The sequence below is a fragment of the Streptomyces sp. NPDC046727 genome (assembly GCF_040645635.1).
Classification (GTDB): domain Bacteria; phylum Actinomycetota; class Actinomycetes; order Streptomycetales; family Streptomycetaceae; genus Streptomyces.
Genome location: NZ_JBEYYR010000004.1, coordinates 83,002 through 108,540, shown reverse-complemented (window position 1 = coordinate 108,540; position 25,539 = coordinate 83,002). Strand labels below are relative to the sequence as shown.

Here is a 25,539-nt window from a genome sequence, read left to right as displayed (position 1 = left end):
TTCCTCGGCACACGCCGGGGAGCCTCGGACACCGCAAGCATGTCGTTCCTGCGCACGGCTCACCGAGGACAGCCGAGCGGCTGAACACGGAGGCGTCCTTTGCTGCCCTTTGCGGAGTCAGCCCCATCGAGTACTCCTCCGGTCGGCGGCGCACGCGTCGGCTCAACTACGGCGGCGACCGACAGGCCAACGCCGCCCTGCACCGCATCGTGTTCACCCGGCTGCGTCACGACCCGCCCACACAGGCGTACTACGAACGCCGAACGCAGGAGGGCAAGACCCGACGCGAGATCATCCGATGCCTCAAACGGTATGCCGCCCGCGAGGTCTTCAACCTGGTCAGACCGGTTTCCCGCGCCCCCGCGTCATAGGGGCGTCTGCGACGCAGTAGCCCGGAGTGTGTGCTGGTACGCGGCGGTGCTCCATCTGAACCCGAACGCCCCCAAGGACTGCGGCACGAGCTTCTTCCGGCAGAGCCTGCCCGGCGGCCGGCTCGGCGGAAATCTCGTCGCCGCGCCCCACAACAACCTGGTCGAGGCGCTGGGCACGCGGTTCGTGTCACCGGACTCGTTCACCGAGGACGTCCGCGTGACGCATCGCTACAACCGGCTGCTGCTGTACCACGCCAACCTGATGCAGGTATCGGCTCAGGAGGATTCCCGTACCCGTGGTCGTGGCCGTACTCGCTCGGACGACCACCCCCAGGTCGGGGCGGGTCGCCGAGCCGGTTCCAGTCTCCGGCACACCCCTTCACTGGCCTGTGTAGCCAGATGCGGCGCGGCGGTGCGCGGCCGGTGACGTCATGCGGCTCGTCGAGAGTGCCGCAGGCGCCGGGCTGATCAGCAGAATGAGCCCCCTGGCCAGCACGCGTCGGCCCCCATGAGGGCGCCAACCGCATTCTATGGAGAAGCAAAGAATTCGACCCGGTACTGCCCGGTAGGACCCGTTCGGGTCTACGTTCCCCCCGCACCCTGTCATGTCACGCTCACTCGGCGTGGCAGGGCGGTGAGTGTCATGCTCCTGACTGCGCGGTTCCACCGCCGCTACGCGCAATCACGGGCCTGCCCATCCAGTGCGATACCCCACGTCAACCGGAGGCAGTACCCCATGCGTGAGTCACACCCGAGCGGGCGGAGACGGAGTCTGCGAAGACTCGTCGCCGTCGCCTTCCCCGCCCTCGCTCTGACCGTCGCCGGATTCACCGCCGCGCCGACGGCCGGTGCCCAGCCTGCCGCGCCCCACCCCCAGACCTCCAAGGTCACGCAGAACAACAAGGCACTGACCGCCCCCGAGCGGCAGACCTACCACTCGACCGGCAAGGCCGGCCAGAAGGTGCCGACCCAGCACCTGTGCGCCACCGCCGAGCCGGGTCATGCGTCCTGTTTCGCCCAGCGCCGCACGGACATCAAGCAGCGGCTCGCCGCCGCCCTCGCTGCCGCGCCCTCCGGCCTCTCCCCGGCCAACCTGCACAGCGCCTACAACCTGCCCACCGCGGCCGGTTCGGGCATGACCGTCGGCATCGTGGACGCCTACAACGATCCGAACGCCGAGTCGGACCTGGCCACCTACCGCTCCACCTACGGCCTGTCGTCCTGCACCAAGGCCAACGGCTGCTTCAAGCAGGTCAGCCAGACCGGCTCCACCACCTCGCTGCCGACCAACGACACCGGCTGGGCCGGTGAAGAGATGCTCGACATCGACATGGTCAGCGCGGTCTGCCCGAACTGCAACATCATCCTGGTCGAGGCCAACTCCGCGACGATGGCCGACCTCGGCGCCGCCGAGAACGAGGCCGTGGCACTCGGCGCCAAGTTCATCTCCAACAGCTGGGGCGGCTCCGAGTCCTCCTCCCAGACCAGCGACGACACCTCGTACTTCAAGCACCCGGGCGTCGCGATCACCGTCTCCTCGGGTGACTCCGCCTACGGCGCCGAGTACCCGGCCACCTCCCAGTACGTGACCGCCGTCGGCGGCACCGCGCTCACCACCTCCTCCAGCTCCCGCGGCTGGACCGAGTCCGTCTGGCACACCAACTCCACGGAAGGCACCGGCTCCGGCTGCTCCGCCTACGACCCGAAGCCGAGCTGGCAGACCGACACCGGCTGCTCCAGGCGCATGGAGGCCGACGTCTCCGCGGTCGCCGACCCGGCCACCGGCGTGGCGGTCTACGACACCTACGGCGGCTCCGGCTGGGCGGTCTACGGCGGCACCAGCGCCTCCTCGCCGATCATCGCCTCCGTCTACGCCCTCGCGGGCACCCCGGGCTCGACCGACTACCCGGCGAAGTACCCGTACTCCCACACCAGCAACCTCTACGACGTGACCAGCGGCAACAACGGCAGCTGCTCCCCGTCGTACTTCTGCACCGCGGGTACCGGCTACGACGGCCCGACCGGCTGGGGCACCCCGAACGGCACCGCCGCCTTCACCGCGGGCACCTCCAGCGGCAATACGGTGACCGTCACCAACCCGGGTAACCAGTCGACCACCACGGGCGGCTCGGTGAGCCTGCAGATCCACGCCACGGACAGCGCGGGTGCGACTCTCACCTACAGCGCGAGCGGCCTGCCCTCCGGCCTGTCCATCAACAGCTCCACCGGTCTGATCTCCGGTACGGCGTCCACCGCGGGCACCTACCAGGTCACGGTCACCGCGAAGGACTCCACCGGCGCGTCCGGCTCGACCTCCTTCACCTGGACCGTCGGTGGCGGCGGTGGCGGCTGCACCTCGGCCCAGCTGCTGGCCAACCCGGGCTTCGAGTCGGGCAGCACTGGCTGGACCGCGACCAGCGGTGTCATCACCAACGACACCGGTGAGGCGGCGCACGGCGGCTCGTACTACGCCTGGCTCGACGGCTACGGCTCCTCGCACACCGACACGCTGTCCCAGTCGGTGACGATCCCGGCCGGCTGCAAGGCCACGCTCACCTTCTACCTGCATATCGACACCTCGGAGACCACCAACAGCACCGCGTACGACAAGCTGACGGTCACCGCCGGTTCGACCACGCTGGCGACGTACTCGAACGTCAACCACAACTCCGGGTACGCGCAGAAGACCTTCGACCTGTCCTCGCTGGCGGGCCAGACGGTCACGCTGAAGTTCAACGGCGTGGAGGACTCCTCGCTGCAGACCAGCTTCGTCGTGGACGACACCGCCCTGACGACCAGCTGACCGGTATGAACTGAGCACTCGATCCCGCACGCGGAAGCTGTGCCGGAAGGCGTGTTCGGAACCGGGCACAGATTCGGGCTGCGTCGCCGACGTGCCCTTTGTGAGCCCCTGGCGTGCCGGACCACCAACTGCTGTTGGTCACGCCAGGGAACTCGCTCGCGTGGGCCATCTCGCGTACGCGGATACGGGACAGGCCGAACGTCGGCTCCGACAGTCGGCCGCGGGCGACAGCGGGTTCTGCCTGTCCCTGTCCGGCCGTGTCCGGCTGTTGTGGCAGGCGGATCCGTGCGGTTGGGCAGTACGACGACGGCTGCGTCGTCGCGATCCGCTGCCCTCAGTTGCTCAGCAGTCGCGGAATTCCGGTGACTGGTTGAGGATCTGCGAGCGCAGCGAGGTGAAGCGGATGTGGGTCTCGCCGCCGCGGTCCTCGGGTCGGAAGGCGGCGACGCGATGGCAGTTCTGGAAGGCGAGGGCGATGCCGAAGTGCCGTTCCAGGCTGCCGCGGATCGCGTCGCTGGACAGGGCGCGCAGCAGCTGGCCGCGCTCGTTCTCGGAGGGCGGCGGGGTCTGGTTGTCGGCGAACTCCGCCGTGCCGGCGCGCAGTTCGGAGGCCAGGCGGGCGATGAGGTCGTAGGCGTACGGCAGGGACGTACGGACCGTTTCCACGAAGTCCTGCTCCCGCACCTCGCCGTTCTCGGCTTCGGCGAGCAGCTGCGGGGAGACGTCGAGTGACATGAAGGGCTGTCCTGTTCTGTTTCTGTGGTTCTGTTCTTGCGGGGGTGGGGGTCAGACGAGGGCGGTCAGTGCCGCGGGGCCGTGCCGGAAGTCCGGGTCGACCTGGGCGGCGAGGTCCTGGCCGGTGGCCTCGTTGGCCCAGGCGGTGGCGTTGCGCAGGTGGAACTCCACGGCGTGTTTCTGGAAGGTGGCCCAGTCCTTGGGGCGGGCGTCCACGGACGCGCGCAGCCGGTCCAGGGTGCGGGTGTTGTGCGGCTCCAGCTCGCCGTGGCCGCGGCCCTGTTCCTGGGCGCGTACGTAGGAGGACTGCTCGCAGTGGGCGAGCAGGTCCTCGCCGACGTGCTCCTTGAGGAAGAGCAAGTCGTCCTCGCCGGTCACCTTGTTGCCGACGACGGCGACTGGGATGCCGAACTCGGCCGCATGGTCGCGGTACTGGCGGTACACGGACACGCTCTTGCGGGTCGGTTCGACGATCAGGAACGTCATGTCGAAGCGGGTGAACAGGCCGGACGCGAAGGCGTCGGCACCCGCGGTCATGTCGACGACGACGTACTCGCCGGGGCCGTCCACGAGGTGGTTGAGGTACAGCTCGACCGCGCCGAGCTTGGAGTGGTAGCAGGCCACTCCGAGGTCGCTCTCGTCGAAGGCGCCGGTCACCATGAGCGGGACGCCGTCGACCTCCTGGACGTGATGGCCGTGGATCTCGTCGTCGCCGAGCAGGCGCAGCAGCCGGGAACCGCGCCCGGGAGGGGTCGTCTTGACCATGGCGTCGCGGGATGCGATCCGCGGATTGGTGCCCCGCAGGTGGTCCTTGATCTCGCCGGTGCGCGCGCTGAGCGGCGGCGCTGTGAAGCGTTCGTCCTCGTCGAGGCCGAGGGCGTAGGCCAGGTGCTGGTTGATGTCGCCGTCGATCGCGACGACCGGCGCGCCCGAATGCGCCAGGTGACGGCAGAAAAGGGCTGACAGGGTCGTCTTGCCGCTGCCGCCCTTGCCCACGAAGGCAACGCGCATGGCTAACCACTCCTATTGAAAATGGATGTCATGAGCATAGGGTGAGGGTGCGGTGGGCCGGTGTCAAATCAGCGGGATCCCAATTCGCCGAGGAGGCAGCCGAGTTGGACTGCGGTGCGGATGCTCGGGCATGCCTGTTGCAGCAGGGTGTGGTCAATGAACGCGGCGGTCTTCCAACGGAGCGGCCTTCAATTCCCCGTCGCCCACCGGGGGAAGGTGCGGGGTGTGGTTGACCAGTCGGGCCGAGTTGCCGACGACCGCGATGCTGCTCGTGTTGTGGAGCAGGGCGGCGAGGACGGGGTTCATGGAGCCGCCGGCCCCGGCGAGCAGGCCGAGGAGGTTGACGCCGATGGCGAGGCCGTAGTTCTGGCGGACCACGCGCAGGGTGTGGCGGCTGAGTTCGACGACCGCGGCGACTTGGCGCAGATCGTTCCCGGCCAGGGCGATGTCGGCGGTCTCCAGGGCGACATGGGAGGAGTGCTCGCCCATGCTGATGCCGACGTCGGCCAGGGCGAGGGCGGGGGCGTCGTTGGTGCCGTCGCCGACCATGGCGACGGTGTGGCCTTCGGCCCGCAGGTCGCGGATCAGCTGGAGTTTGCCCTCCGGCAGGGCGTGGGCGTGGACTTCCGTGATGCCCAGTGCGTCGGCCACCACCTGGGCCGTCTCAGGTGCGTCACCAGTGAGCAGGACGACGCGGGCGACGCCCAGGTCACGCAGCTGCCGGACGACGGTCGCGGCGCCGGAGCGCACGGCGTCGGAGACGCCGAGCATGCCGATCAGGTCGTCGTCGTGCGCCAGGCAGATGACGGTCTCGCCGCCTCGGCGGAGCTGTTCGGTCCAGCCCTGGGCCTGGTCGGTGAGTACGACGCCGTGCTGGCGGAGCAGGGCGGGACTGCCCACCAGCAGCCTGGTGCCGTCGAGTTCGGCGCGCATGCCCATGCCCAGGACGACCTCGCACGCCTGGTGGATGGGGACGTGCAGATGTTGCTCCTCGGTGCGGGCGACGATGGCCTGGGCGAGCGGGTGCCGGGCGTGCAGCTCTCCGGAGGCGGCCAGGCTCAGCACCTCGTCGGCGGTGAACCGGTCGCTGAGGGTGACGACACTGGTGACCAGGGGGCGTCCGAAGGTGAGCGTGCCCGTCTTGTCGAAGACGACAGCCGTGACTCGCCCCACGCCTTCCAGGTGCGTGCCGCCCTTGATGAGCGTGCCCCGACGCGCTCCGTTGCCGATGGCGGCGCTGATGGCGGTCGGGGTGGCGAGCCCGGCCGCGCAGGGGCAGGCGATCAGGAGCATGGTCATGGCGCGGCGGGCGTCCCGGGTGACGGCGTAGGTCACTGCGGCCAGGGCGAAGGAGACGGGGACGAAGCGCCGGGTGAAGCGGGCGGCCACGGTCTGGATGGGCGCCCGGTCGGACTGGGCCTCCTCGACGCGGCTGATGATCCGGCCGACGGTGGTGTCCGAGCCGACCGAGTCGGCACGGATGGTGAGGGAGCCGGAAGTGACGATGGTGCCGGCGTAGACGTGGGTGCCGTCCCTGGCGTAGACGGGCAGGGCCTCGCCCGTGATCGCCGCCTGGTCCACGAGAGCCTCGCCGGAGACGACGTGCCCGTCGACCGGGATGCGATGGTGCTCGTACACGGCGACGATGTCGTCCGGCGCGATTTCCTCGAGCGCCACCTCCACCTCGACGCCGTCCCGGATGAACCAGACCCGCTCCTCACCGATGGTGAGCAGCTCCTCGATCGCGCGCCGGGTGCGGCGCAGGGTCAGGGTCTGGAGGAACTCCCCGATGTTCAGTAGCCACAGCACGGTGAGGGCAACGACGTTCTCCCGTAGCACCAGCGAGATGACCGTTGCCGCCGTCACCAACGTGTCGGTCCCGGGATGTGAGCGTCCTCGCAGCGAGCGCAGGGCGCCCCGGAAGAAGGGCAGACCGGTGAAGAAGACCGTCACGGCACCGAGGACTCCCGACGAACCGAAGGCGAGCCTGGGCCGACGCAGCAGGCGGCGCACCGCCACGACCGCGAGGACCGCGCCTCCCACGACGAGTCGGGCGAGCTCGCCAGTGGAGGAATCGGGCGTGGAAGGGGTGGGCTTGGCAGGTGCGGACGCGGGCGGGGCCTCTTGGAGTGCGGCCACCAGGCGGTCGACGTCCATCAGATCGGGTGCCATCCAGATGACCACGCTTCCGGTGCGGGGGAAGATCCGCAGTGCCCTGAATCCGCGGATGCCCATCAGCCGCTCATCGACCAGCCCGGCGCTGCCCGGACGGGCCCGTACCCAAGGAACGGTCAGACGAGCGCGGCCCGTCGCCACAGACCGTACGACCACCTCGGACATGGTCAGTGCTCGTGTCCGTGATCGCGTGACTCGACGCCGACAGCGGAAGGCGGCGGTGCCTCCTCGCCCAACGAGGTCCTCGCCTCGGCGATCATGTCACCGGCCCTGAGCCGGGCTTCCTCGGCGGCCGAGGCCAGCCACCGTCCGGCGACGATGCCGCTCGCGATGCCCGATACAACCGCTTTGCGTGCCGCGGATGTGCCATCAGGGAGACGCTTGGAGACCCCCCGGATGATCAGGCCGCCCACCACTCCGGAGATCGCATAGTGGGCCAGGCGGCCGGCGGCGCTGCCAGCAACAGCGAGGGGATGCATGAGGTGCTCCTTTCGTCCCTGCAGAACGATGGGCCTCTCATCTCCAGTCTGGCCCGCCTGCCGATCGGCGGCGACCGGGCCGAGGACTCAGTCGTGAGTGACGGCTTGGTGCTGTGTGGGGCGCCGGTTCCGGGCAGCCTGTCCGTTCCCCCTTGCCCCGGCCAGTCGGCAGGCGAGGTAGACGACGAAGGAGATCGTCGTGACGTACGGGCTGATGGGGACCGAGCTGCCGAGGGCCAGCAGGATTCCTCCCTCCATCGAGACGAGTGCGAAGACGACGCTGAGGACGGGGAGCAGGGTGGTGGCGGCCGTGATCCGTGCGGCGGCGGCCGCGGGTGTGACGAGGAGCGAGAGCACCAGCAACGCTCCGACGATCTGCACGCACAGGGCAACCGCCAGGCCGAGCACCAGCATGAACGCCAGCGACAGCGCACGGACCGGGACTCCCCGGGCCTCGGCCACCTCCGGATCGACACTGGCGAAGGTGAGCGGTTTCCAGACGATCGTGAGGGCGAGAAGCACGACCACCGACGTGGCGAGGAGCCACGCCATCTGGGGGGTGTCGACCGCGACGATCTGGCCCGTCAGAATGCCGAACTTGTTTGCCGCCCGCCCCTTGTACAGCGACAGGAAGAGCACGCCGAGGCCGAGTCCGAAGGGCATGATGATGCCGATGGCCGAATTGCGGTCCCGGGCACGGACCCCGAGCGCACCGACGGCTGCCGCCGCCAGCAGCGAGCCCACGATGGATCCGGCCACGATGTTCAGCCCCAGCAGCAGCGCCGCCGCGCCACCGGCGAACGACAGCTCACTGATGCCGTGCACGGCGAACGGCAGATCACGCCGGATCACGAACACTCCGACCAGACCGCCGACCAGGCCGAGCAGTGCCCCGGCCAGCAGGGAGTTGTGGACCAGAGCGAGCAGCTCTCCGTAGTCGTGGAAGTTGAAGATCTGCTGCCAGACACCGGTGCCGCCCCCTTCGGCCGGCAGCCTGTCCCCGATCACGGCTGCCCTCCTGCGCTCGGGTCGTCGGCGTGACTGTGCACCGTGTCGGCGTCGGGTGCGCCGACGACTACGATGCGGCCCCCGACGCGGACGACGTCGATCCGCGTCCCGTACAGCTGGGAGAGGGTGGGCGTGGTCATCACCTCGTCCGGTGCCCCGATCAGGAATCCGCCCGGTGCCAGATACAGAACCCGGTCCAGCGGCCCCAGCACGGGATTGATCTCGTGCGTCACGAAGACGACGGCCGTGCCGGCGCCGCGACGGCGTCGGTCCACCAACTCGATGACCGTGCGCTGGTACCGCAGGTCCAAGGACAGAAGGGGCTCGTCGCAGAGCAGGATCCGCGGGTCCGTGGCGAGCGCCTGAGCGACGCGGACGCGCTGCCGCTCACCGCCGGAGAGCCTGCCCACGGGTATGTCCGCGAGGTGCGTCGCTCCGACCGAGGCCAGGACCTCGTCGACACGGCGGCGGATCGCCCGCGGAGTGAGCGACGGCCCCCACCGATGCCCGTCGATCCCGAGCTGGACCAGGTCGCGGACGCGGGGCATGGAGTGTGCGGGAAGGGCCTCCTGCTGGGGGATGTAGCCGATCTGTCTGCTGCCGCGCCGGGGCACCCGGCCGAGGACCGTGACGGACCCCGCGGTGAGCTGTTGCCGGCCCAGGATCACGCGCAGCAGGCTGGTCTTGCCGGATCCGTTCGGGCCCAGAACCGCGAGGAACTCTCCGGGGCGCACCTCCATGTCCAGGCCGCTCCACAGCGCACGATCGCCGTAGGCCAGTGCGGCGCCCCGCAGACTGATCACCGGTGTGGCCCGCTCCGGGGTCCGCTGGGCGTGGCCTCGAAGGAAAGCTGATGTGCCGGCCTCGGTGCGATCCATGGTCTGTCCAGCTGCTGAGCGTCCTCCGGCAGCAGAGCGAAAGCGGAACGGTTATCACTTGAATTATCGCCTCGCCGCCCCTCCCCATCCATTCGATCAGGAGGACGCGGGTTGCGGGGCCGCCCGCCTGGCTCCCCACCGTCGGGTGCGGTGGGCCCCCGCCAAGCGGCAGGCGGCGTAGAGGGTGAACGAAATGGTCGTGACGTAGGGGCTGATGGGGATGCTGCTGCCGAGGGCGAGCAGGATGCCGCCCTCGATCGAGACCACGGCGAAGACCACGCTGAGCAGCGGCAGGAGCACCGGGGAGGCGGTGATGCGTGCGGCGGCGGCTGCCGGGGTCACGACGAGGGTCAGGACCAGCAGTGCGCCGACGACCTGCACCGAGAGGGCGACCGCGAGGCCGAGCACGATCATGAAGGCGAGTGACAGGCCGCGCACCGGCACGCCTCGGGCCGCGGCGACGTCGGGGTCGGCGCTGGCGAAGGTCAGTGGCCGCCACATGACCGCCAGGGCGAGGAGTACGACGGCGGACGTGCCGAGCAGCCAAGTCATCTGTGGGGTGTCGACGGCGACGATCTGCCCGGTGAGGAGGCCGAACTTGTTGGCCGCCCGGCCCTTGTAGAGGGCGAGGAAGAGTACGCCGAGACCCAGCCCGAAGGGCATGAGAATGCCGATCGCCGAGTTGCGGTCCCGGGCGCGCACGCCCAGGACGCCGATCGTTCCCGCTGCGACGAGCGAGCCGGCGATCGAGCCGGCCACCACGTTCGCCTCCAGCAGCAACGCCGCCGACGCGCCCGCGAAGGACAGCTCGCTGATGCCGTGTACGGCGAAGGGCAGGTCGCGCATGATGACGAAGACCCCGGCCAGGCCGCCGATCAGGCCGAGCGCCGCGCCGGCGATGAGGGAGTTGCGGACCAGCGCCAGCAGTTCGCCGTAGTTGTCGAAGCTGAAGATCTGGTGCCAGATCCCGTCGGCGAGCGTCATGAAGGGACTCCGTCGGTGGCCTGGACTTCCGATGCGTGGTGCGGTGGTGTGGCGGGTTCGTCGGGTGCGCCGACGACCACGACCCGTCCGTGGACGCGGACGACGTCGACCCGGGTGCCGTACAGCCGGGACAGCGATTCCGACGTCAGCACCTCATCCGGTGTCCCGACCCGGTGGCCGCCCGGGGCCAGGTACAGCACGCGGTCCACCAGGTCGAGCACCGGGTTGATCTCGTGGGTCACGAAGACCACCGCCGTGTCGTGCGAGCGGCGCCGGGCGTCGATCAGTTCGGTGACGGCCCGCTGGTGGTGGAGGTCCAGGGAGAGCAGTGGTTCGTCGCAGAGCAGGATGCGAGGATCGGTGGCCAGGGCCTGGCCTATGCGGACGCGCTGGCGTTCGCCGCCGGACAGCAGGCCGAGGGGGACGTCGGCGTAGGCCGAGGCCCCGACCGCTTGGAGGATCTCGTCCACTCGCCGGCGGACCGCGGCTGTGCGGAGTCTCGGCCCGAAGCGGTGTCCGTCGATACCGAAGCGCACCAGGTCGCGGGCGCGCAGCATCGCGTGTGCGGACGGTTCCGCCTGCTGGGGGACGTAGCCCATGTGCCGGCAGGTGTCGCGCGGGGCGCGGCCGAGGACGGACAGCGTTCCGGCGGACAGGGGCTGCCGCCCCAAGAGGGCCCGCACGAGGCTGGACTTGCCCGATCCGTTCGGGCCGAGTACGGCCAGGAACTCCCCTGGCCGTACGTCGAGGTCGAGATCGCGCCACACCACGCGCGGGCCGTACGACAGGGCGGCCCCGCGCACGCTGATCACCGCGGGGGTATCGGCGCGGTGGGCCTCGGTCTCGGTCCTGCCCTGCCGCGCCCGGGGCACAGAGGCCATGCCCGGCTGCCTCACTTGTTCAGCGCGCTCGCGAGCGCGTCCACGTTGTCTGTCATCCAGCCGAGGTAGTCCTTGCCCTTCGGCAGGGTCTCGGTCACGGGCACAACGGGAATGCTCGCGCTCTTGGCAGCGCTCTCCACCTTCTCCGTCTGCGGGCCGGAGGTCTGTTCGTTGTAGACCAGCGCCTTGACCTGCTTGCCCGTGAACAGCGCGAGCGTGGCCTGCAGGACCTTGGGGGAGACGTCGTCGCCTTCCTCGATGGCCTCGCTGAACTCCCCGGGTGTCTTGTCGACAAGCCCGCTCGCCTCGATCATGTACAGCGGCACCGGCTCGGTGATGGCCACCGCATCCCCGCCATGCTCCTTCTTGATCTGTGCCTCCTTCGCCTCCAGCGCCTTGAGCTTGGTCTTGAAGGTCTCGGCGTTCTTGGCGAAGGCGGCGGCGTCAGCCGGGTCGGCCTTGCCCAGGGCGGCGGCGATCCGGTCGGCGACCTTGGCGGTGCTGGGGAAGTCGTACCAGACGTGCTCGTTGAGCTCCCCGCCCTTCGGCGCGGTCTTGCCGGAGACCTTGACCGCGTTGATCACCTCGGCGGAGGAGTTGTTGCCGCTCTTCAGCATGCGGTCGATGAAGTCGTCGTAACCGCCGCCGTTCTCGATGACGATCTTCGCCTTGGACAGGGCCAGCTGGTTCTGGGTGTTGGCCTCGTAGGAGTGCGGGTCCTGGGCGGGGTCGCTGATGATCGAGATGACGTCGGCCTTGTCGCCGGCTATCTGCTCCGTGATGTCGCCATAGACGTTGGTCGAGGCGACCACCTTGACCTTCGACGAGGAGTCGGTGCCCTGAGAGGTGCTTCCGTCGCTTCCGGAGCCGGACGACGAGCTGCCGCAGCCCGCCAGGAGGGCCAGGGAGGCGCCGGTGAGCAGCGCCAGGCGCCGGGACGGGGACATGGGCATGGGTCCTCCACGACAGATGGGAACGGTGTCTTCACAAGGTCTTGCTTATCCCGGTCGAGCCGGGTGCGCATCACACGCTAGATGAAAACGAATGTCACTACCATGGCCGGATCTGATCGATGTGAAAATCGTTGCCAAGGCTTGACCTGTCGGCTACGGGTGAGAGGCCGGACCTTCTGGTCGGCAGCGATCACAGATCCCCGTGAGTTCGACGGTGTGCTCGATCTCGGCGAAGCCCGTGGCTGCGGCCACGCCGTCGGCCCAGCGCTCTACGGCTTCCGCCTCCACGGCCAGGCTGAGGCCGCACTGGCGGCAGACGAGGTAGTGGCGGTGGCCGTCGGCGGGCCGGGGGCGGTAGAGGCGTTCCCCGGTCCTTTCCCGTACGACGTCGACATGCCCCTCCCGCTCCAGCGCCCGGAGGGTTCGGTACACCGTGGTCAGTCCCACCGTGGTGCCTGTCATGACCAGTCTTGCGTGCAACTCCCGTGCGGAAACGAAGTCATGGCAGTCGTGCAGCGCTCGGAGGACGGCGGTTCGCTGCCGGGTCGACCGCCAGGTGGGCCGCCGTTCGCCGACCGACATGCCGTGCATGACACCTGCCTCCCGTGTCGCTGGGAATCGATCTGACGCATCAGGCTAGATGAAAATGAATTCCATGACTACTGAGAGCTTCGGGGGCGGCGATCTGTCGAGAACTCGTCGGTGTACAGCCCGGACGGAGGTACAGGGGATAAACCGACCGAAGGGTGGGAAGAGGGCTATACGGCGAGCTGCGGGGAGTGTCAGGACGTGCCCGGGAGGCCGGGCCCGACATGCTGGGGGAGGGTCCGGGTATGGGCGGGCAGCCCTTGTACCTCGCACCGCGGCTGGGCGCTCGATTGCGCTCGCTCCTGGAGTCCCCCGTGCTGCTCCACACCCTCACCGGCGCCCTCGGATCCCCGCTGAATGTGGTCATCCCCGACCAACTCGATGCCAATCTGGATGAGTTCCGGTCGGTCTACGGTCGGCATCGCCTGCCCGGTCAAGTCCTCTTCGCCCATAAGGCGAACCAGTCCAGCGCTCTGTTACGCAGGCTGGCCGCCACCGACGCCGGCGTGGACGTCGCCTCGCTCGGTGAGTTGCAGCACGCGCTCGGCGCGGGTTTCACGCCCGACCGGATCACGGCTACGGGGCCGAAGAGCCCGGAGTTCCTGTGGTTGGCCGCGCGTACAGCGGTCACCGTCGTCGCCGACAGCCGTGGCGAGTTGGAGCAGCTGGCCGCGCTGGTGCGAGGGCACGGGCTGTCGCCGGTCCGTATCCTGCTGCGGCTGTCGGGGTTCGAGGCGTCCGGGGTACGGGTGCTGAGCCGACGGAGCCGCTTCGGCACGTCTGTACGGGAGTTGGGGCCCCTGCTGGACGCAGTCGAGCGGCACGGTGACGCGGTGGACCTGGCGGGTGTGGCATATCACCTGGACACGACGAGCCTCGATGAGAAGGCGACGGCGCTGGAGGGCTGTCTGCGGGTGCTGGAGGAGTGCCGGAGCCGGGGGCTTCGGCCGTCGACCGTGGACATCGGCGGCGGATTCGGCGCCGACTACCTTGCCGACGGCGAGCAGTGGGAGCGATACACGACCGAACTCACCGGCGCCGTACTGGGCACCCGCCCGCCCCTGACCTGGGGCGGGTACGGCTACGGGCTGCGCAACGAGTCCGGCACACTGCGCGGGACGCTCGGTCTCTACCCCGCGCACCGTCCGGTCGCCGGAGCGCGCTACCTCGACGAACTCCTCGTACACCCCGCCGCGTCCTTCGGCGGCCGTCCCCTGGCCGCGCTGCTGTTGGAGCACCTGTACGACCTGCACGTCGAACCCGGGCGTGCGCTGGTGGACCAGTGCGGCCTCACGGTGGCGAAAGTACTGGAGGTCCGCACTCAAGAGAACTGTGAGGAACTCCTGGTACGGCTGGCGGCGAAGGCAGAGGACGTGGCCCTGGAGGAGCACGGGGTACTGATGGACCCCGTCGTCATTCCCCGCGCCCCGTCACACGCCGACGCGGGACCGGTCGCCGTCCACCTCTTCGGCAGTCTCTGCCTGGAGTCCGACCTCATCACACGCCGGACCGTGTTCCTGCCCCGCCGACCCGAGCCCGGCGACCTGATGGCCTTCGCCAACACGGCCGGCTACTGCATGGACTTCCATGCCGGCCGCGCCCAGCAGCAACCCGTCGCGCGCAAGGTGGCCGCATGGCAGGAGGGCGGCGCGTGGCACTGGTGCCTTGACGACGAGTACTGGCCGACCACACCCGTGGGCGGAGCTCAGTGAGTACGACGTGGGGGGAGCACAGTGAGGTACGACAGCATCACCGAAGCCATCGGCAACACCCCGCTGGTGCGCATCGACCCGGCCGTGCACGGCCTCGAACACATCGACCTGTACGCCAAGCTGGAGTTGCTCAACCCGTTCGGATCGGTCAAGGACCGGGCCGCCTGGAACATGGCCGGCCCGCATCTGGCCGAGGCGGCGGCGCGCGGAAGCCAGGTCGTCGAGCTCTCCAGCGGCAACACCGCCAAGGCCCTGGCCGTCCTCGCCGGTATGCACGGTCTGACCTTCAAGAGCGTCACCAACCGGATGCGCGTCCCGGAGATCAAGGACCTGCTCCTGCTGCTCGGCGCGGAGATCGAGGAGCTGCCGGGCCAGAGCGAGTGTCTCGACCCGACCGCCACCGACGACCCACTGACCCTCTTCCACCGGACCCTGTCCGAACCCGGCGGCGCCTACCTGCACACCGACCAGTACTTCAACCCCCGCAACACCGAGGCCCACCTCACCGGCACCGGCCCGGAGATCGTCAAGGACCTGGAGGGCCGGGCTCCTGACTGGTTCATCGCCTGTGTGGGCACCGCCGGCTCCTCCACCGGCGTCACCCGCGTCCTGCGCGAACACGACCCCGCCGTACGGGTCGTCGGGCTGGTCGCGGCCAAATCCGACTTCATCCCCGGCATCCGCACCATCGACGAGGCGCACGAAGTCGGTCTCTTTGACCCCGGCACCTACGACACGCTCGACGCGGTCGGCTCCGACGACGCGATCGAGGGAATGCTCACCCTCAACCGCCGCTGCGGCATCCTGGCCGGCCCCACCGGGGGCGCCGCCTACTTCGGCGCCGTACGCCGGCTGAAGGCCGTCGATGCTCAGTTGTCGGAGCGGCAGACGGCCGTCTTCATCGTCTGCGACCGGGTCGAGAGCTATCTGAGCTACGTCCGGCATCGGCGCCCCGACCTGTTCGGACGCCCCCGCCGCCGCGACTCCGTGGCGGACCTGACCGACGCCGAGCTACAGGCGGCGCCCACCATGGGCGTCGCAGACGCCAGGGCATGGATCGCCACCGGCAGTCCCCTCGTGGTCGACCTGCGCAGCCCGTTCGCCTTCGCCGCCCTGCACATCGACGGCTCGGTGAACATCGTCGACGAGCTGTTCGAAGAACTCGTCCGCGGTGGCCTGCCGTTCAGCCGCACTCGTCCGGTACTGCTGACCTGCCCGGTCGGAGAGAAGTCCGCCCGCTACGCCGCCTTGCTGACCCGGATGGGACACCCGGACGTCCGCAGCCTGGCCGGCGGCGTCATCGCCTGGCGCGACGCCGGCGCCCCGCTGGTACGGGACTGAGCGCGATGGCCATGTGCGTCCAAGGCACGCCACCCATAGAGGAATTAAGGGAGTGGCAGCGCGCAGTGCGTGCCCAGTTCCCGATCATCACCGGTCACCCGGAACATGCCTACCTGGACAGCGCGGCCACCGCCCAGAAGCCCCAAGCAGTCCTCGACTGCGTCCAGACGTACCTCACCACAACCAACGCCAACGCCGGACGCGGCACCTATCCATGGGCCAACCGCACCACGGCGCTGGTCGAGCAGACCCGTGACCGTGTCCGGCGGTTCCTCGACGACCCGGCTCCCGAGCAGTCGGCGGTGCACTTCACGAGCGGCACCACCGAGGGGCTGCGCACCATTGCCCGCGACTGGCTCCCCCTGCTCCTCACCGACGGTGACGAGATCGTCGTACCGCTCGCCGACCACCAGGCCAACATCGCACCGTGGCAGGAGGTTCAGCAGGAGCTGTCTCGCAGGGGCACCCACGTTCGCCTCCTCCCGATGCCGTACCAGCAGTCATCCGGCGACTACGACCACATCGCGCTGGCCGACCTCGCCGGGCCGCGTACCCGGTTCGTCGCCGTCACCCACGTGCACCACGTCTATGGCGGGAACATGAACGTCCACCGCATCCGCGAAGCGGTCGGCCCGGATGCGGTCATCTGCCTCGACGCCGCTCAGAGCATCGGCCACCTGCCGGTGTCCGTGACCGAGTTGGACGCCGACTTCGTCGTCTTCTCCGGGCACAAGGCGATGGCCCTTCCCGGCTCCGGTGCCGTCTGGGCCCGCCAGACGCGCGGCCCGGCGTTCACCCCGGGCGGTTGGCCGGGCACCCCCAACACCGTCGGCATCGCCTCCCTGGCCGCCGCGCTGGACTGGCTGGATGCCGCCGGCACCGATCGCATCGAGCGCTGGACGGTGGCTCTGGCGGCCCGCCTCACCGAGGGACTGCGCCACCTGGAAGCCTACGAAGTCCTCGGCTGTCGGAACAGCTTGGCTGCCGACTCACCCGTTCAGCAGCGCGAGGGCATCGTCACCTTCCGACACCGGGACATCGACTCGGGCGACCTCGGTTTCATCCTCTTCAGCCACGGATTCATGGTCCGCAGCGACAACCACTGCCAGGGCAGCGCGGGGGAGAGGACCGGCTCGGTGCGGGTCAGCCTGCACGTCTACAACACCGTCGAGGAGGTCGACCAGCTGCTGACCGCCCTCCACACGCTCGGGTGACATCGCCGACTTGAGCGTAATGGGAACCGTTTCCACCTGTAATGTCCCGTGGGCAACGCAGGCGCGAGAGGGCAAGGTGGCGCGACCGGTATGGGATTGAGCCTGGCGACGGCCGAGAGGTGGGTGGAGCGCTGGGAGCTCCAGCAGCAGCGGTACGCCATCGACCGTGAGGACCGTTTCACGGTGATCGCCGACGTCGTCCAGCACATCACCGCCGGCCACCCTGGCCGGCCCTTGGTCGTCGACCTCGGCTGCGGACCCGGCTCGCTGGCGGCCCGGCTGGCGCGCCGGCTGCCCGACGCCGACATCGTGGCCGTCGACCAGGACCCCCTGCTGCTCGAACTGGCTCGCACCCACCACGCCGACGCGGCCCGGTACGTCGACGCGGTGATCGGCCAGCCGGGTTGGACCAAGGCCCTGGGGCTCGACCGTCCATTGGACGCGGCGGTGTCGACGACTGCGCTGCACTACCTGAGCCCAGACGCCCTGCACCGCGTCTACCGGCAGCTTGCGGAGCTGTTGCGGCCCGGCGGCGTCTTCGTCAACGGCGACCACTTCCCGCAGGGCGACACCGTGCTCGCAGGCGTTGCCGGCTGTGTCGGGCGCCGTCGGGCCGAGCGGCGGCACGTCTTCGCCCACGAGGACTGGGCCTCCTGGTGGACGGCCGTCGCTGCGGACCCGGAACTGGCCGACCTCCTCGCCGAACGCCGGAACCGGCTTCCGGCGAGCGCGACCGACAGCATGGGCGGCCTGGCCCTCCCCGCCCACCTGTGGCTGCTGCGGCAGGCGGGGTTCGGGCACGTCGGTCCTGTCTGGCAGTACGGCGACAGCTGTGTGGTCGTCGCGATCCGCTGATGATGCACCTGTTGGTCGTCTCGACCAGTCCCTGGTTATTGAAAACCGTTTTCGTTTCCTGTTAGCTTGCCCGAGGCCAGGTGACCAACCGGGTGACCGGTTCAGTGAAGGGAAGCAACGGTGGGGGATCGGGACATGGAACGCAGGTCGGTGCTGCGGGGCGTCGGGGGTGGCCTGGCCGCGCTCGCGGCCGGCGGACTCCTGACCGGCTGCGGCGGCGGAGGCGGCGGAGTGGCAGCGGCGGACGACGGAAAGCCGCGCCGCGGTGGACGACTGCGCGCCGCCTTCACCGGGTCGAGCGCGGAGTCGACCAGCGTCATCCAGGCGACCGCGACGCCCGTCGACTATGTTCGGGCGCGCCTCGTGTGGGACACGATCGGCGAGATCGACGGCAGCAAGCCGGTGTGGCGGGTGGCGGAGTCCGTCGAGCACAACGGTGACGCGACGGTGTGGACGGTTCGTGTCCGCGACGGCATCACCTTCAGCGACGGCAGGGCCCTCACCGCCGACGACGTGCTGTTCACCCTCCGCACCTTCGCCACACAGCCCACCACCCAGAGCGCCTTCCTCGCCGGCCTCGACACCAAGGCGTCGAAGGCGCGCGACAAGCGCACGGTCGAGCTTCGTCTCAAGAGCCCGGACGGCTTCTTCGACCTCGCCCTCGCCCAGTCGATGTTCGTCTTCCCCGACGGGACGAAGGACTTCGCCAAGGCGCCCGGCTCCGGTCCCTTCGTGCTGAAGACGTGGTCGCGGGGCAGGAGCAGTCTGCTGACCGCCCGCAAGGACTACTGGGGCAGCGGCGGGCCGTACCTCGACGAGATCGAGCTGCTGTCCGTCACCGAGGCCGAGGCGCGGCTCAACGGCCTCAAGGCAGGTCAGTTCGACTACGCGGGCGCCCTGAGTCTGACGGCGACCCGAGCGGAGGCGGGCAACTCCCGGCTGCGGATCACCACCGCCCCGCGCGAGCTGTGGGGCGAGCTGGCCTTCTCCATGAACCTCTCCGCCACCCCCTTCACCCACTCCGAGGCGGTGCAGGCCGTGCGGTACGCGATCGACCGCGAGGCCATGGTGCGCACGGTCACCCTCGGCAGGGGCGAGGTCGCTGACGACGCCATGGGCCGTCACCAGACCTGGTACGACAGTTCCCTGCCCCGCGTCGAGCACGACCCCGACCGGGCCCGACGGCTGATGTCCTCCGGCGCGCTCAAGGGCATGAAGCTGTCGATCCGTACGAGCAACTATGAATTCGGGCCCCTGGAGGCGGCCACCGCCTTCGTCGAGCAGGGGAACAGTGCGGGCCTCGGGGTCGCCGTGGACAAGGTGCCGGCCTCCGACTTCTACACCGACATGAAGTCCCTGCTGGCCGCTCCGATCAAGACCAGCTTCTACCACCCGCTGCCGCTGCCCCTCGCGTTGAGCACGTATTACGGGCCGAAGGCGTCCTACGCCTTCACCGGCCCGTCCGACGACACCCTCAACGGGCTGATGAGCGCCATGCACGCCGCCGTCGGCGACAGGCGCACCCGGGCGGTGCACGACGTACAGCAATACCTGTACGCACACGGCGGCGACGCGGTGTTCGTGCGCGTGCCCACCGTGGCGGGAGCGACGCCGGCCGTGCGCGGGGTCCAGGCGTACGGCTTCTTCGACTACCCCTCGCTGCGTGACGCGTACCTCGCCTCGTGACCGGCACGCGGCATGGCTGGGTGCTGTGGTGGTTGCGGCGCGCGGGTCTCGCGGCGCTGACCCTGGTCGCCGCCTCCGTGCTGGTCTTCGCGGCCACGCTCCTCGCACCGGGTGACGCGGCGGCGGCGCGGCTCGCCGGACAGGGGGCGAGCCCGGCACAGATCACCGAGCTGCGGCACGACCTGGGACTGGACCGGCCGGCGTGGGAACGGTACGCGAGCTGGCTGTGGGCGGCGCTCCACGGTGACCTCGGCCGGTCATACGTGTCCGGGGAGAGTGTCTCCGGGCTGATCGCCGAACGCGCCGGGAACTCGCTGGTGCTGGGGGCGGTCGCGGCTGCGCTGCTGCTGCCGTCGGCCATCGGGCTCGGGCTGTGGGCGGGGCTGCGCGCCGGCCGGGCGGCGGACCGCGTGGTGTCGACTGCCACGCTGGCGCTCGTCAGTCTGCCCGAGTTCGTCATCGGCACCCTGCTCATCCAGGTCTTCGCTGTGAGCGCCGGCTGGCTGCCCGCCGTGTCGCTGCCGCCGGCCGGGCAGGGTCCGTTGTCCGCGCCGCAGATCCTCGTGCTGCCCGTGCTGACCCTGTTGTCGGTCTGCCTGGCGCAGAACGTGCGCCTGGTCAGGGCGGGGGTGACGGAGGCGGTCGCTTCGGACGCGGTGCGGGCTGCCCGGCTCGGGGGCATCCCGGAGCACCGGGTGGTGCTGCGCTGGGTGCTGCCCGCGGCGGTAGTTCCGGCGATACCGGTCCTCGCACGCTATCTCGCGTATCTGCTCGGCGGAACGCTCGTGGCCGAGACCCTCTTCGGCTATCCGGGCCTCGCCGCGGCGCTGGTGTCCGCCACGGCAGCGCGGGACGCCCCGGTGGTGCTGGGCGTGGGAATGCTCGTCGCCGCTGTGACCGTGTTCCTGAACCTGCTGGCGGACGCCCTTGCCGCCGTACTCAATCCCGCTGCGAGGAGGACGAGTTGACGCGTCGCCTGCCCAAGCTGTCCCGGCGCGCCGGCGCCGTGGCGTCCGGTACGGTCCTCACGGTCGTGGTCCTCCTGGCCCTGATCGGCCCCTGGCTGGCCCCGCACGCGCCCGGCGCCGTCCTGGACACGCCCTACGCACCGGCCGGCAGGGACGCGCCCCTGGGCACCGACCACCTCGGGTCCGACGTCCTCAGCCGCTTCCTGGCCGGCGGGCGGTCCCTGGTGCTGCTCGCGCTCGGCGCCCTGGCCGTCGCCTATGCGGTGGGTGCCGCTCTGGGCATGCTCGCGGCCTTGCGCGGCGCAGCCGTCGACACGGTCGTCCTGCGATTGGTGGACGTGCTGCTCAGCCTGCCGTCGTTCCTGCTGCTGAGCGTGGTCGTGGTGGCCGTGGGCAGGGGGACCGGCGGTGTGGCGGCGGCCACCGCGGTGGTGCTGTTCCCCGAGATCGTCCGTGTCGTGCGGGCCGCGACCCTCCAGGCACTGCAGCACGACTACGTCGAGACCGCCGTCGCCCGCGGCGAGTCGACATGCCACGTCCTCGTCCGCGAGGTGCTGCCCAACCTGGTGCCGGTGCTCGCCGCCGACGCCGGGGTGCGGTTCGTGGGAGCGGCGTTCACCGTCGCCACCGCAGCCTTTCTCGGCTATGGCGCCCAACCTCCCGCTGCGGACTGGGGGTTGGCGATCCTGGAGAACCGGGACGGGCTCGCGCTGCAGCCCCTGGCAGTCGTCGTTCCGGCGGCGGGCATCCTGGTGTTGCTGCTGAGCGCCAATCTCCTGATCGACGCGCTGGCTCCAGCGGTACGCAACCCGCGACGAGGTCGCAGTACGCCGGACACGGCCTCAGACGCCGAAGTCGGCGACGCCGTACTGCACATACGGGACCTGACCGTAGAGGCCGACGGGGTGCGCGTGCTCGACGGGGTCGGTCTTGAAGTGCCCCGGGGGCGGGTGGTCGCTGTCGTCGGCCCGTCGGGATCCGGGAAGACCACCCTCGCACTCGCCGCCTTCGGCGAACTGCGGCCGGGCCTCGCGGTGGTTTCCGGAACGGTGCGGCTCGCCGGCCAATCCGTCCTCGGGCTGCGGCCCCGGCCGCTGCGACGGCTGCGTGTCCGGCACGCCGCGTACGTACCCCAGGATCCGCGCACCTCCCTGGCGCCGACACTGCGCGTGGCCGATCACGTCGGCGAGTTCCTGCGGGCACGCGGGGTGTCGCGCGCCCAGCGGTACGAGCGCATCCGCATGGCCCTGCGCGCCGCCCAACTGCCCGATGACGACGACTTCCTGCGTCGGCGCCCGCACCAGCTCTCCGGCGGTCAGCGGCAGCGCGTGGCCCTCGCCGCCGCCCTCGCCCACCGCCCCGACCTGCTGGTGCTCGACGAACCCACCAGCGCCCTGGACCCGGTCACGGCCGCCGCCTTCCTCGCCGATCTCGCACGGATCAGGGAGAACGGCGGTCCGGCGGTCGTGCTGATCGCCCACGACCTGGCGCACGTGGCGGCGGTCGCCGACGACGTCGTGGTCCTGGACCAGGGACGTATGGTGGAACGAGGGCCGGTGGCCCAGCTGTTGGCGCGCCCGACGAGCGAGACCGCCCGGCGTCTGGTCGTCGCGGCCCGGGCGGCCGAGACGCCTCGGGCCGCGGGCGCTCAAGACAGCGGGGACACGGTGCTGCTGTCCGTACGCGGCATGTCCGCCCGGCGCGGCGCTCAGGGTGTCCTCGATGCTGTCGACCTCGATCTTCCGGCCGCCGGCTGCCTGTCAGTGGTGGGCCCCTCAGGTGGCGGCAAGACCACTCTGCTGCGCTGCCTCGCCGGGCTCCACTCCGGCTGGACGGGCGAACTCCGCCTCGGCGGGCGGCAGCTGGCGCCGGGGGTGCGGGGCCGTACGCGCGATGACCTCCGACGGCTTCAGCTCGTACCACAGGATCCGTACGACTCCCTCAATCCTCACCACACCGTGGAGCGGATCGTGGCCCGCCCACTGCACCTGTTCCGGCCGGACCTCGATGCCGACGCCCGTCGGGCCGAGGCACACCGGCTTCTGGAACGCGTCGGGCTGGACGTCTCCCACGGCAGGCTGTGGCCCAGGCAGCTGTCGGGTGGCCAGCGCCAGCGCGTGGCTCTGGCCCGGGCACTGGCCGCCGAGCCGCAGGTACTGCTGTGCGACGAGGCGACCAGTGCGCTCGACGCCCCCACGGCCGCCACCGTGCTCGCGCTGCTGGACGAGCTGCGGCGGGAGCTGGGGCTCGCCCTGGTCGTGGTGACCCACGACATGACGGTGCCCGTGCGGCTCGGCGGAGACCTGCTGGTCCTCGCCGACGGGCGCATCAGAGAGTCGGGTTCCGCCGAGCGCCTCGTGGCAGCCCCGTCGGACCCGGTGACCTCTCGACTCCTGGCCGCCATCCCGAAGCTTCCGACCCCGGCGCCGTATGAGAGGACCCGCCCATGACCCCCTGGCTCCGTCGCCCCCGCCCGCAGCCGGACCCGGCCGTGCGGCTGCTCTGCCTGCCCCACGCCGGCGGCTCGACCGCGCTCTACAAGCAGTGGAAGGAGCTACTGCCGCCCGAGATCGAGCCGGTACTGGTCTGCCCGCCAGGCCGGGAGGACCGCCTGGACGAACCCCTGCCCGCCGAGCTGCCGAACCTGGTGGCGGCGCTGGGCCGCGCGGTGGCGCCACTGCTCGACCGGCCATGGGCGGTGTTCGGGCACAGCATGGGAGCCACGGTCGGCCACGAACTGGTCCTATGGATGACGCGGCACGGGCAGCGGCCCCCGGAGCACCTCTTCGTCTCGGCGCGCGAAGCGCCGCAACACCACCACGGCGGCAGCGTGCACTTGCTGGACGACGACGCCCTCACCGCCGAACTGCTCCGACTCGGTGGCACGTCCCCCGAACTGCTGGCGATCGCCGAGGTGCGGCAGCTGGTGCTGCCCGCGGTCCGCGGCGACTACCGGCTCATCGAGACCTATGCGGCCGAACCGGAGGGCTTGGTGCCATGCCCGCTCACCGCGCTGATCGGAGCATCCGACACGGAGCTGACCGCCGAGGAAGCCACCGGCTGGGAGAAGTGGACCACCGGTCCCTTCCAGCTGCTCACCTTCCCCGGCGGTCACTTCTACCTCGCGGACCGGCCGGAAGCGGTCGTCGACGCCGTACGCCGACGGCTGCTCACTCCCGCGTAGCGGCGGTCTCCGCCTTGTAGGTGTCCTTGTCGCGGACCAGCACCAGACTCGCCGCTGCCGCCACCAGTGCCGCGATGCCCGCGATCAGGAAGATCCGCGACAGCGCCTCGGTGTAGGCGCTGTGCGCCAGGGCGAGCACAGGCCCACGGGCCCCTTCCGGCACGGCCGAAGCCAGGGCGTCGAACTGCCCCGCTGTCACCAGTCGGCGCAACGCTCCGCCGGCGGAGGCGGGTACCTGGTGCTCGGCCAGCGCGGAGGCGGACATGACGGCGTTCACCTTGGCCGAGAGCACGACACCGAAGACGGCGACTCCGGTCGCGGTGCCGAGCGGGAAGAAGCTGTTGGCGGCGCCCGACGCGGTGCCGGCACGCGACGGCGGTACGACGTTCACGGCGAGGGCCAGCAGGTGGGGGAGGGTGAGGCCCGCTCCGAAACCGATCATGACCAGCATCGGCAGCAGGGCTGTCCAGTCATCGTCCGGCGCGATGCCCACCGTGAGCAGCACGCCCACGCCGACCACCGCCATGCCCAGCGCCAGCACCCACGCCACCGGCACCCGCTTCGTCAGCAGTCCGCTCAGCGGCGCCCCGATCACGATCGCCACCGACTGGGCCAGCAGCACCAAGCCGATCTCGATCGGGCTGAGACGCAGCATGCCTCCCAGCCACAGGGTCAGGAAGGGCAGCATGCCGAAGCTGAAGATCCGCGCGGCGAAGCTCAGCAGCAGCGCGCCGGCGAAGGTGGGGATCGCGAACAGCCGCAGATCGAGCATGGCGCGTTCACCCAGGCGCCACTCCACCACCACGAACGCCACGGCCAGCACGGCACCCACGCCCAGCGAAGCCAGCACGTCCGGCTCGGTCCAGCCGTCCTCGGAGCCTGCCAGCAGCCCGTAGTTGAGAAGGAACAGGGCCAGCACAGCCAGGACAGCACCGGTGTAGTCGATCCGGTGCGCACCATCTGTGGCGCCGCTCTCCGGCACCTTCCGCGCCGTGCCGTAGATGATCAGCAGGCCGATCGGCACGTTGACGGCGAAGAGCCAGGGCCAGCTCAGCCACTCCACGATCGATCCGCCCACCAATGGGCCGAGAGCCGCCGACACGGCACCCCCGGCCGTGAACAGGCCGATGGCCGTCGTACGCGTCCGGGTCGGAGCCCCCTCGAAGACGCCGGATATCAGGGCGAGCGAGGTGCCGAGCACCATCGCGCCACCCGCGCCCTGCACGGCCCGGGCCGCGATCAGGCTGCCCGCGTTCGGGGCGAGCGCACATGCGGCCGAGGCCAAGGTGAACACCGCGACGCCCGCAAGGAAGACCTTCCGGCGACCGATCAGATCCGAGACGGATCCTGCCGTGAGGAGCAGCGCAGCGAAGCTCAGCGTGTACGCGTTCACGATCCACTGGAGGCTGTCCAGCGACGCGCCCAGGTCCGCGCCGATCTCGGGCATTGCCACGTTGACGACCGTGATGTCGAGCGTCATCACCGCCGCCGCCAGCGCCGTCACGGCGGTCGTCCAGCGTCGCGCGTTCCGTACTTCCAGGGACACCTCCTCTTCATCTTTGGTCCCCAACTCCCGTGCGCCGCCGCCCGGTTGGGTGATTTCTGCCTCCGTCATGGCCTTCCTCTCTGGTTGATCCGTGCGGGCGACGCTATCGAGGATCCCGCCACTTGTAAATGAAAATCGTTTCCATTAGCTTGGTCCGTGGCCGGAAC

Annotated in this window: 20 protein-coding genes and 3 pseudogenes; 11 read left to right on the top strand and 12 right to left on the bottom strand. The window is 70.2% G+C overall.

The genetic code is table 11. From position 1 onward, the window contains the following. Positions 1 to 74: 74 nt before the first annotated feature. The 3 genes and pseudogenes from ABZ937_RS06410 to ABZ937_RS06400 all read left to right on the top strand — a co-directional run. A pseudogene (locus ABZ937_RS06410) lies at positions 75 to 371 on the top strand (transposase); the annotation flags it as partial. A gap of 19 nt (positions 372 to 390) precedes the next feature. Beyond that, positions 391 to 636, top strand: a pseudogene (locus tag ABZ937_RS06405) (hypothetical protein); the annotation flags it as partial. 471 nt (positions 637 to 1,107) lie between these two features. Further along, positions 1,108 to 3,174: a putative Ig domain-containing protein gene (locus ABZ937_RS06400; protein ID WP_361686365.1), complete on the top strand. Its 2,067-nt coding sequence runs from the start codon at positions 1,108 to 1,110 to the stop codon at positions 3,172 to 3,174. A gap of 124 nt (positions 3,175 to 3,298) precedes the next feature. Here ABZ937_RS06400 and ABZ937_RS06395 read toward each other — a convergent pair. The 11 genes and pseudogenes from ABZ937_RS06395 to ABZ937_RS06345 form a co-directional block, all read right to left on the bottom strand. After that, positions 3,299 to 3,397 (bottom strand): annotated as a pseudogene (locus ABZ937_RS06395) (30S ribosomal protein S14); the annotation flags it as partial. A gap of 119 nt (positions 3,398 to 3,516) precedes the next feature. Then, positions 3,517 to 3,909, bottom strand: coding sequence for an SCO5389 family protein (locus ABZ937_RS06390; RefSeq protein WP_361686362.1), 393 nt, complete (start codon positions 3,907 to 3,909; stop codon positions 3,517 to 3,519). Positions 3,910 to 3,960: 51 nt separating this feature from the next. Further along, positions 3,961 to 4,920 (bottom strand): adenylyl-sulfate kinase, encoded by a 960-nt coding sequence (locus tag ABZ937_RS06385; protein WP_361686359.1) that lies wholly within the window; start codon positions 4,918 to 4,920, stop codon positions 3,961 to 3,963. A 153-nt stretch (positions 4,921 to 5,073) separates the two neighbouring features. Continuing rightward, positions 5,074 to 7,260 (bottom strand): cation-translocating P-type ATPase, encoded by a 2,187-nt coding sequence (locus ABZ937_RS06380; RefSeq protein ID WP_361686356.1) that lies wholly within the window; start codon positions 7,258 to 7,260, stop codon positions 5,074 to 5,076. Between the two features lie 2 nt (positions 7,261 to 7,262). Next, complete coding sequence (locus tag ABZ937_RS06375) at positions 7,263 to 7,574, bottom strand: DUF1490 family protein (protein WP_361686353.1); 312 nt, start codon at positions 7,572 to 7,574, stop codon at positions 7,263 to 7,265. Positions 7,575 to 7,661: 87 nt separating this feature from the next. After that, positions 7,662 to 8,582, bottom strand: a complete 921-nt coding sequence (locus ABZ937_RS06370; protein ID WP_361686350.1) for a metal ABC transporter permease — start codon at positions 8,580 to 8,582, stop codon at positions 7,662 to 7,664. After that, a complete protein-coding gene (locus tag ABZ937_RS06365; protein ID WP_361686347.1) occupies positions 8,579 to 9,460 on the bottom strand; it encodes a metal ABC transporter ATP-binding protein in 882 nt (293 codons plus the stop codon). The genes ABZ937_RS06370 and ABZ937_RS06365 overlap by 4 nt, the downstream gene beginning before the upstream one ends. A gap of 96 nt (positions 9,461 to 9,556) precedes the next feature. Continuing rightward, a complete protein-coding gene (locus ABZ937_RS06360; protein ID WP_361686344.1) occupies positions 9,557 to 10,444 on the bottom strand; it encodes a metal ABC transporter permease in 888 nt (295 codons plus the stop codon). Beyond that, positions 10,441 to 11,325: an ATP-binding cassette domain-containing protein gene (locus tag ABZ937_RS06355; RefSeq protein WP_361686341.1), complete on the bottom strand. Its 885-nt coding sequence runs from the start codon at positions 11,323 to 11,325 to the stop codon at positions 10,441 to 10,443. The genes ABZ937_RS06360 and ABZ937_RS06355 overlap by 4 nt, the downstream gene beginning before the upstream one ends. A gap of 11 nt (positions 11,326 to 11,336) precedes the next feature. Beyond that, positions 11,337 to 12,278, bottom strand: a complete 942-nt coding sequence (locus ABZ937_RS06350; RefSeq protein ID WP_361686338.1) for a zinc ABC transporter substrate-binding protein — start codon at positions 12,276 to 12,278, stop codon at positions 11,337 to 11,339. Positions 12,279 to 12,431: 153 nt separating this feature from the next. Further along, complete coding sequence (locus ABZ937_RS06345; RefSeq protein ID WP_361687030.1) at positions 12,432 to 12,860, bottom strand: transcriptional repressor; 429 nt, start codon at positions 12,858 to 12,860, stop codon at positions 12,432 to 12,434. Positions 12,861 to 13,111: 251 nt separating this feature from the next. Here ABZ937_RS06345 and ABZ937_RS06340 point away from each other — a divergent pair, with 251 nt between their 5' ends. From ABZ937_RS06340 to ABZ937_RS06305, 8 genes are all read left to right on the top strand, one after another. Further along, complete coding sequence (locus ABZ937_RS06340) at positions 13,112 to 14,578, top strand: Y4yA family PLP-dependent enzyme (protein WP_361686335.1); 1,467 nt, start codon at positions 13,112 to 13,114, stop codon at positions 14,576 to 14,578. Between the two features lie 21 nt (positions 14,579 to 14,599). Next, positions 14,600 to 15,919 carry a pyridoxal-phosphate dependent enzyme gene (locus ABZ937_RS06335; RefSeq protein WP_361686332.1) on the top strand — a complete coding sequence of 440 codons (1,320 nt, stop codon included), beginning with the start codon at positions 14,600 to 14,602 and terminating at the stop codon, positions 15,917 to 15,919. 11 nt (positions 15,920 to 15,930) lie between these two features. Then, positions 15,931 to 17,133, top strand: a complete 1,203-nt coding sequence (locus ABZ937_RS06330; protein ID WP_361687027.1) for an aminotransferase class V-fold PLP-dependent enzyme — start codon at positions 15,931 to 15,933, stop codon at positions 17,131 to 17,133. Between the two features lie 90 nt (positions 17,134 to 17,223). After that, the gene (locus ABZ937_RS06325; protein WP_361686329.1) at positions 17,224 to 17,988 is read left to right on the top strand and encodes a class I SAM-dependent methyltransferase; all 765 of its coding nucleotides are present in this window, start codon (positions 17,224 to 17,226) and stop codon (positions 17,986 to 17,988) included. 135 nt (positions 17,989 to 18,123) lie between these two features. Next, positions 18,124 to 19,674 carry an ABC transporter substrate-binding protein gene (locus ABZ937_RS06320; protein WP_361686326.1) on the top strand — a complete coding sequence of 517 codons (1,551 nt, stop codon included), beginning with the start codon at positions 18,124 to 18,126 and terminating at the stop codon, positions 19,672 to 19,674. After that, a complete protein-coding gene (locus ABZ937_RS06315) occupies positions 19,671 to 20,642 on the top strand; it encodes an ABC transporter permease (RefSeq protein WP_361686324.1) in 972 nt (323 codons plus the stop codon). The genes ABZ937_RS06320 and ABZ937_RS06315 overlap by 4 nt, the downstream gene beginning before the upstream one ends. Beyond that, positions 20,639 to 23,092 (top strand): ATP-binding cassette domain-containing protein, encoded by a 2,454-nt coding sequence (locus ABZ937_RS06310; RefSeq protein WP_361686322.1) that lies wholly within the window; start codon positions 20,639 to 20,641, stop codon positions 23,090 to 23,092. Before ABZ937_RS06315 ends, ABZ937_RS06310 begins: the two co-directional genes overlap by 4 nt. Beyond that, positions 23,089 to 23,826: a thioesterase domain-containing protein gene (locus tag ABZ937_RS06305; RefSeq protein ID WP_361686319.1), complete on the top strand. Its 738-nt coding sequence runs from the start codon at positions 23,089 to 23,091 to the stop codon at positions 23,824 to 23,826. The genes ABZ937_RS06310 and ABZ937_RS06305 overlap by 4 nt, the downstream gene beginning before the upstream one ends. Here the strand turns inward: ABZ937_RS06305 and ABZ937_RS06300 are convergent. Then, positions 23,813 to 25,441, bottom strand: coding sequence for an MFS transporter (locus ABZ937_RS06300; protein ID WP_361686316.1), 1,629 nt, complete (start codon positions 25,439 to 25,441; stop codon positions 23,813 to 23,815). The two genes, ABZ937_RS06305 and ABZ937_RS06300, sit on opposite strands and share 14 nt — an antisense overlap. Positions 25,442 to 25,539: the final 98 nt, after the last annotated feature.

Bases quoted from the DNA above. Each gene is read 5' to 3' on its own strand.
- ABZ937_RS06400 (WP_361686365.1), top strand. From the start codon at position 1,108: ATGCGTGAGTCACACCCGAGCGGGCGGAGACGGAGTCTGCGAAGACTC.
- ABZ937_RS06390 (WP_361686362.1), bottom strand. From the start codon at position 3,909: ATGTCACTCGACGTCTCCCCGCAGCTGCTCGCCGAAGCCGAGAACGGC.
- ABZ937_RS06385 (WP_361686359.1), bottom strand. From the start codon at position 4,920: ATGCGCGTTGCCTTCGTGGGCAAGGGCGGCAGCGGCAAGACGACCCTG.
- ABZ937_RS06380 (WP_361686356.1), bottom strand. From the start codon at position 7,260: ATGTCCGAGGTGGTCGTACGGTCTGTGGCGACGGGCCGCGCTCGTCTG.
- ABZ937_RS06375 (WP_361686353.1), bottom strand. From the start codon at position 7,574: ATGCATCCCCTCGCTGTTGCTGGCAGCGCCGCCGGCCGCCTGGCCCAC.
- ABZ937_RS06365 (WP_361686347.1), bottom strand. From the start codon at position 9,460: ATGGATCGCACCGAGGCCGGCACATCAGCTTTCCTTCGAGGCCACGCC.
- ABZ937_RS06360 (WP_361686344.1), bottom strand. From the start codon at position 10,444: ATGACGCTCGCCGACGGGATCTGGCACCAGATCTTCAGCTTCGACAAC.
- ABZ937_RS06355 (WP_361686341.1), bottom strand. From the start codon at position 11,325: ATGGCCTCTGTGCCCCGGGCGCGGCAGGGCAGGACCGAGACCGAGGCC.
- ABZ937_RS06350 (WP_361686338.1), bottom strand. From the start codon at position 12,278: ATGCCCATGTCCCCGTCCCGGCGCCTGGCGCTGCTCACCGGCGCCTCC.
- ABZ937_RS06345 (WP_361687030.1), bottom strand. From the start codon at position 12,860: ATGTCGGTCGGCGAACGGCGGCCCACCTGGCGGTCGACCCGGCAGCGA.
- ABZ937_RS06340 (WP_361686335.1), top strand. From the start codon at position 13,112: ATGGGCGGGCAGCCCTTGTACCTCGCACCGCGGCTGGGCGCTCGATTG.
- ABZ937_RS06330 (WP_361687027.1), top strand. From the start codon at position 15,931: ATGTGCGTCCAAGGCACGCCACCCATAGAGGAATTAAGGGAGTGGCAG.
- ABZ937_RS06325 (WP_361686329.1), top strand. From the start codon at position 17,224: ATGGGATTGAGCCTGGCGACGGCCGAGAGGTGGGTGGAGCGCTGGGAG.
- ABZ937_RS06320 (WP_361686326.1), top strand. From the start codon at position 18,124: ATGGAACGCAGGTCGGTGCTGCGGGGCGTCGGGGGTGGCCTGGCCGCG.
- ABZ937_RS06305 (WP_361686319.1), top strand. From the start codon at position 23,089: ATGACCCCCTGGCTCCGTCGCCCCCGCCCGCAGCCGGACCCGGCCGTG.
- ABZ937_RS06300 (WP_361686316.1), bottom strand. From the start codon at position 25,441: ATGACGGAGGCAGAAATCACCCAACCGGGCGGCGGCGCACGGGAGTTG.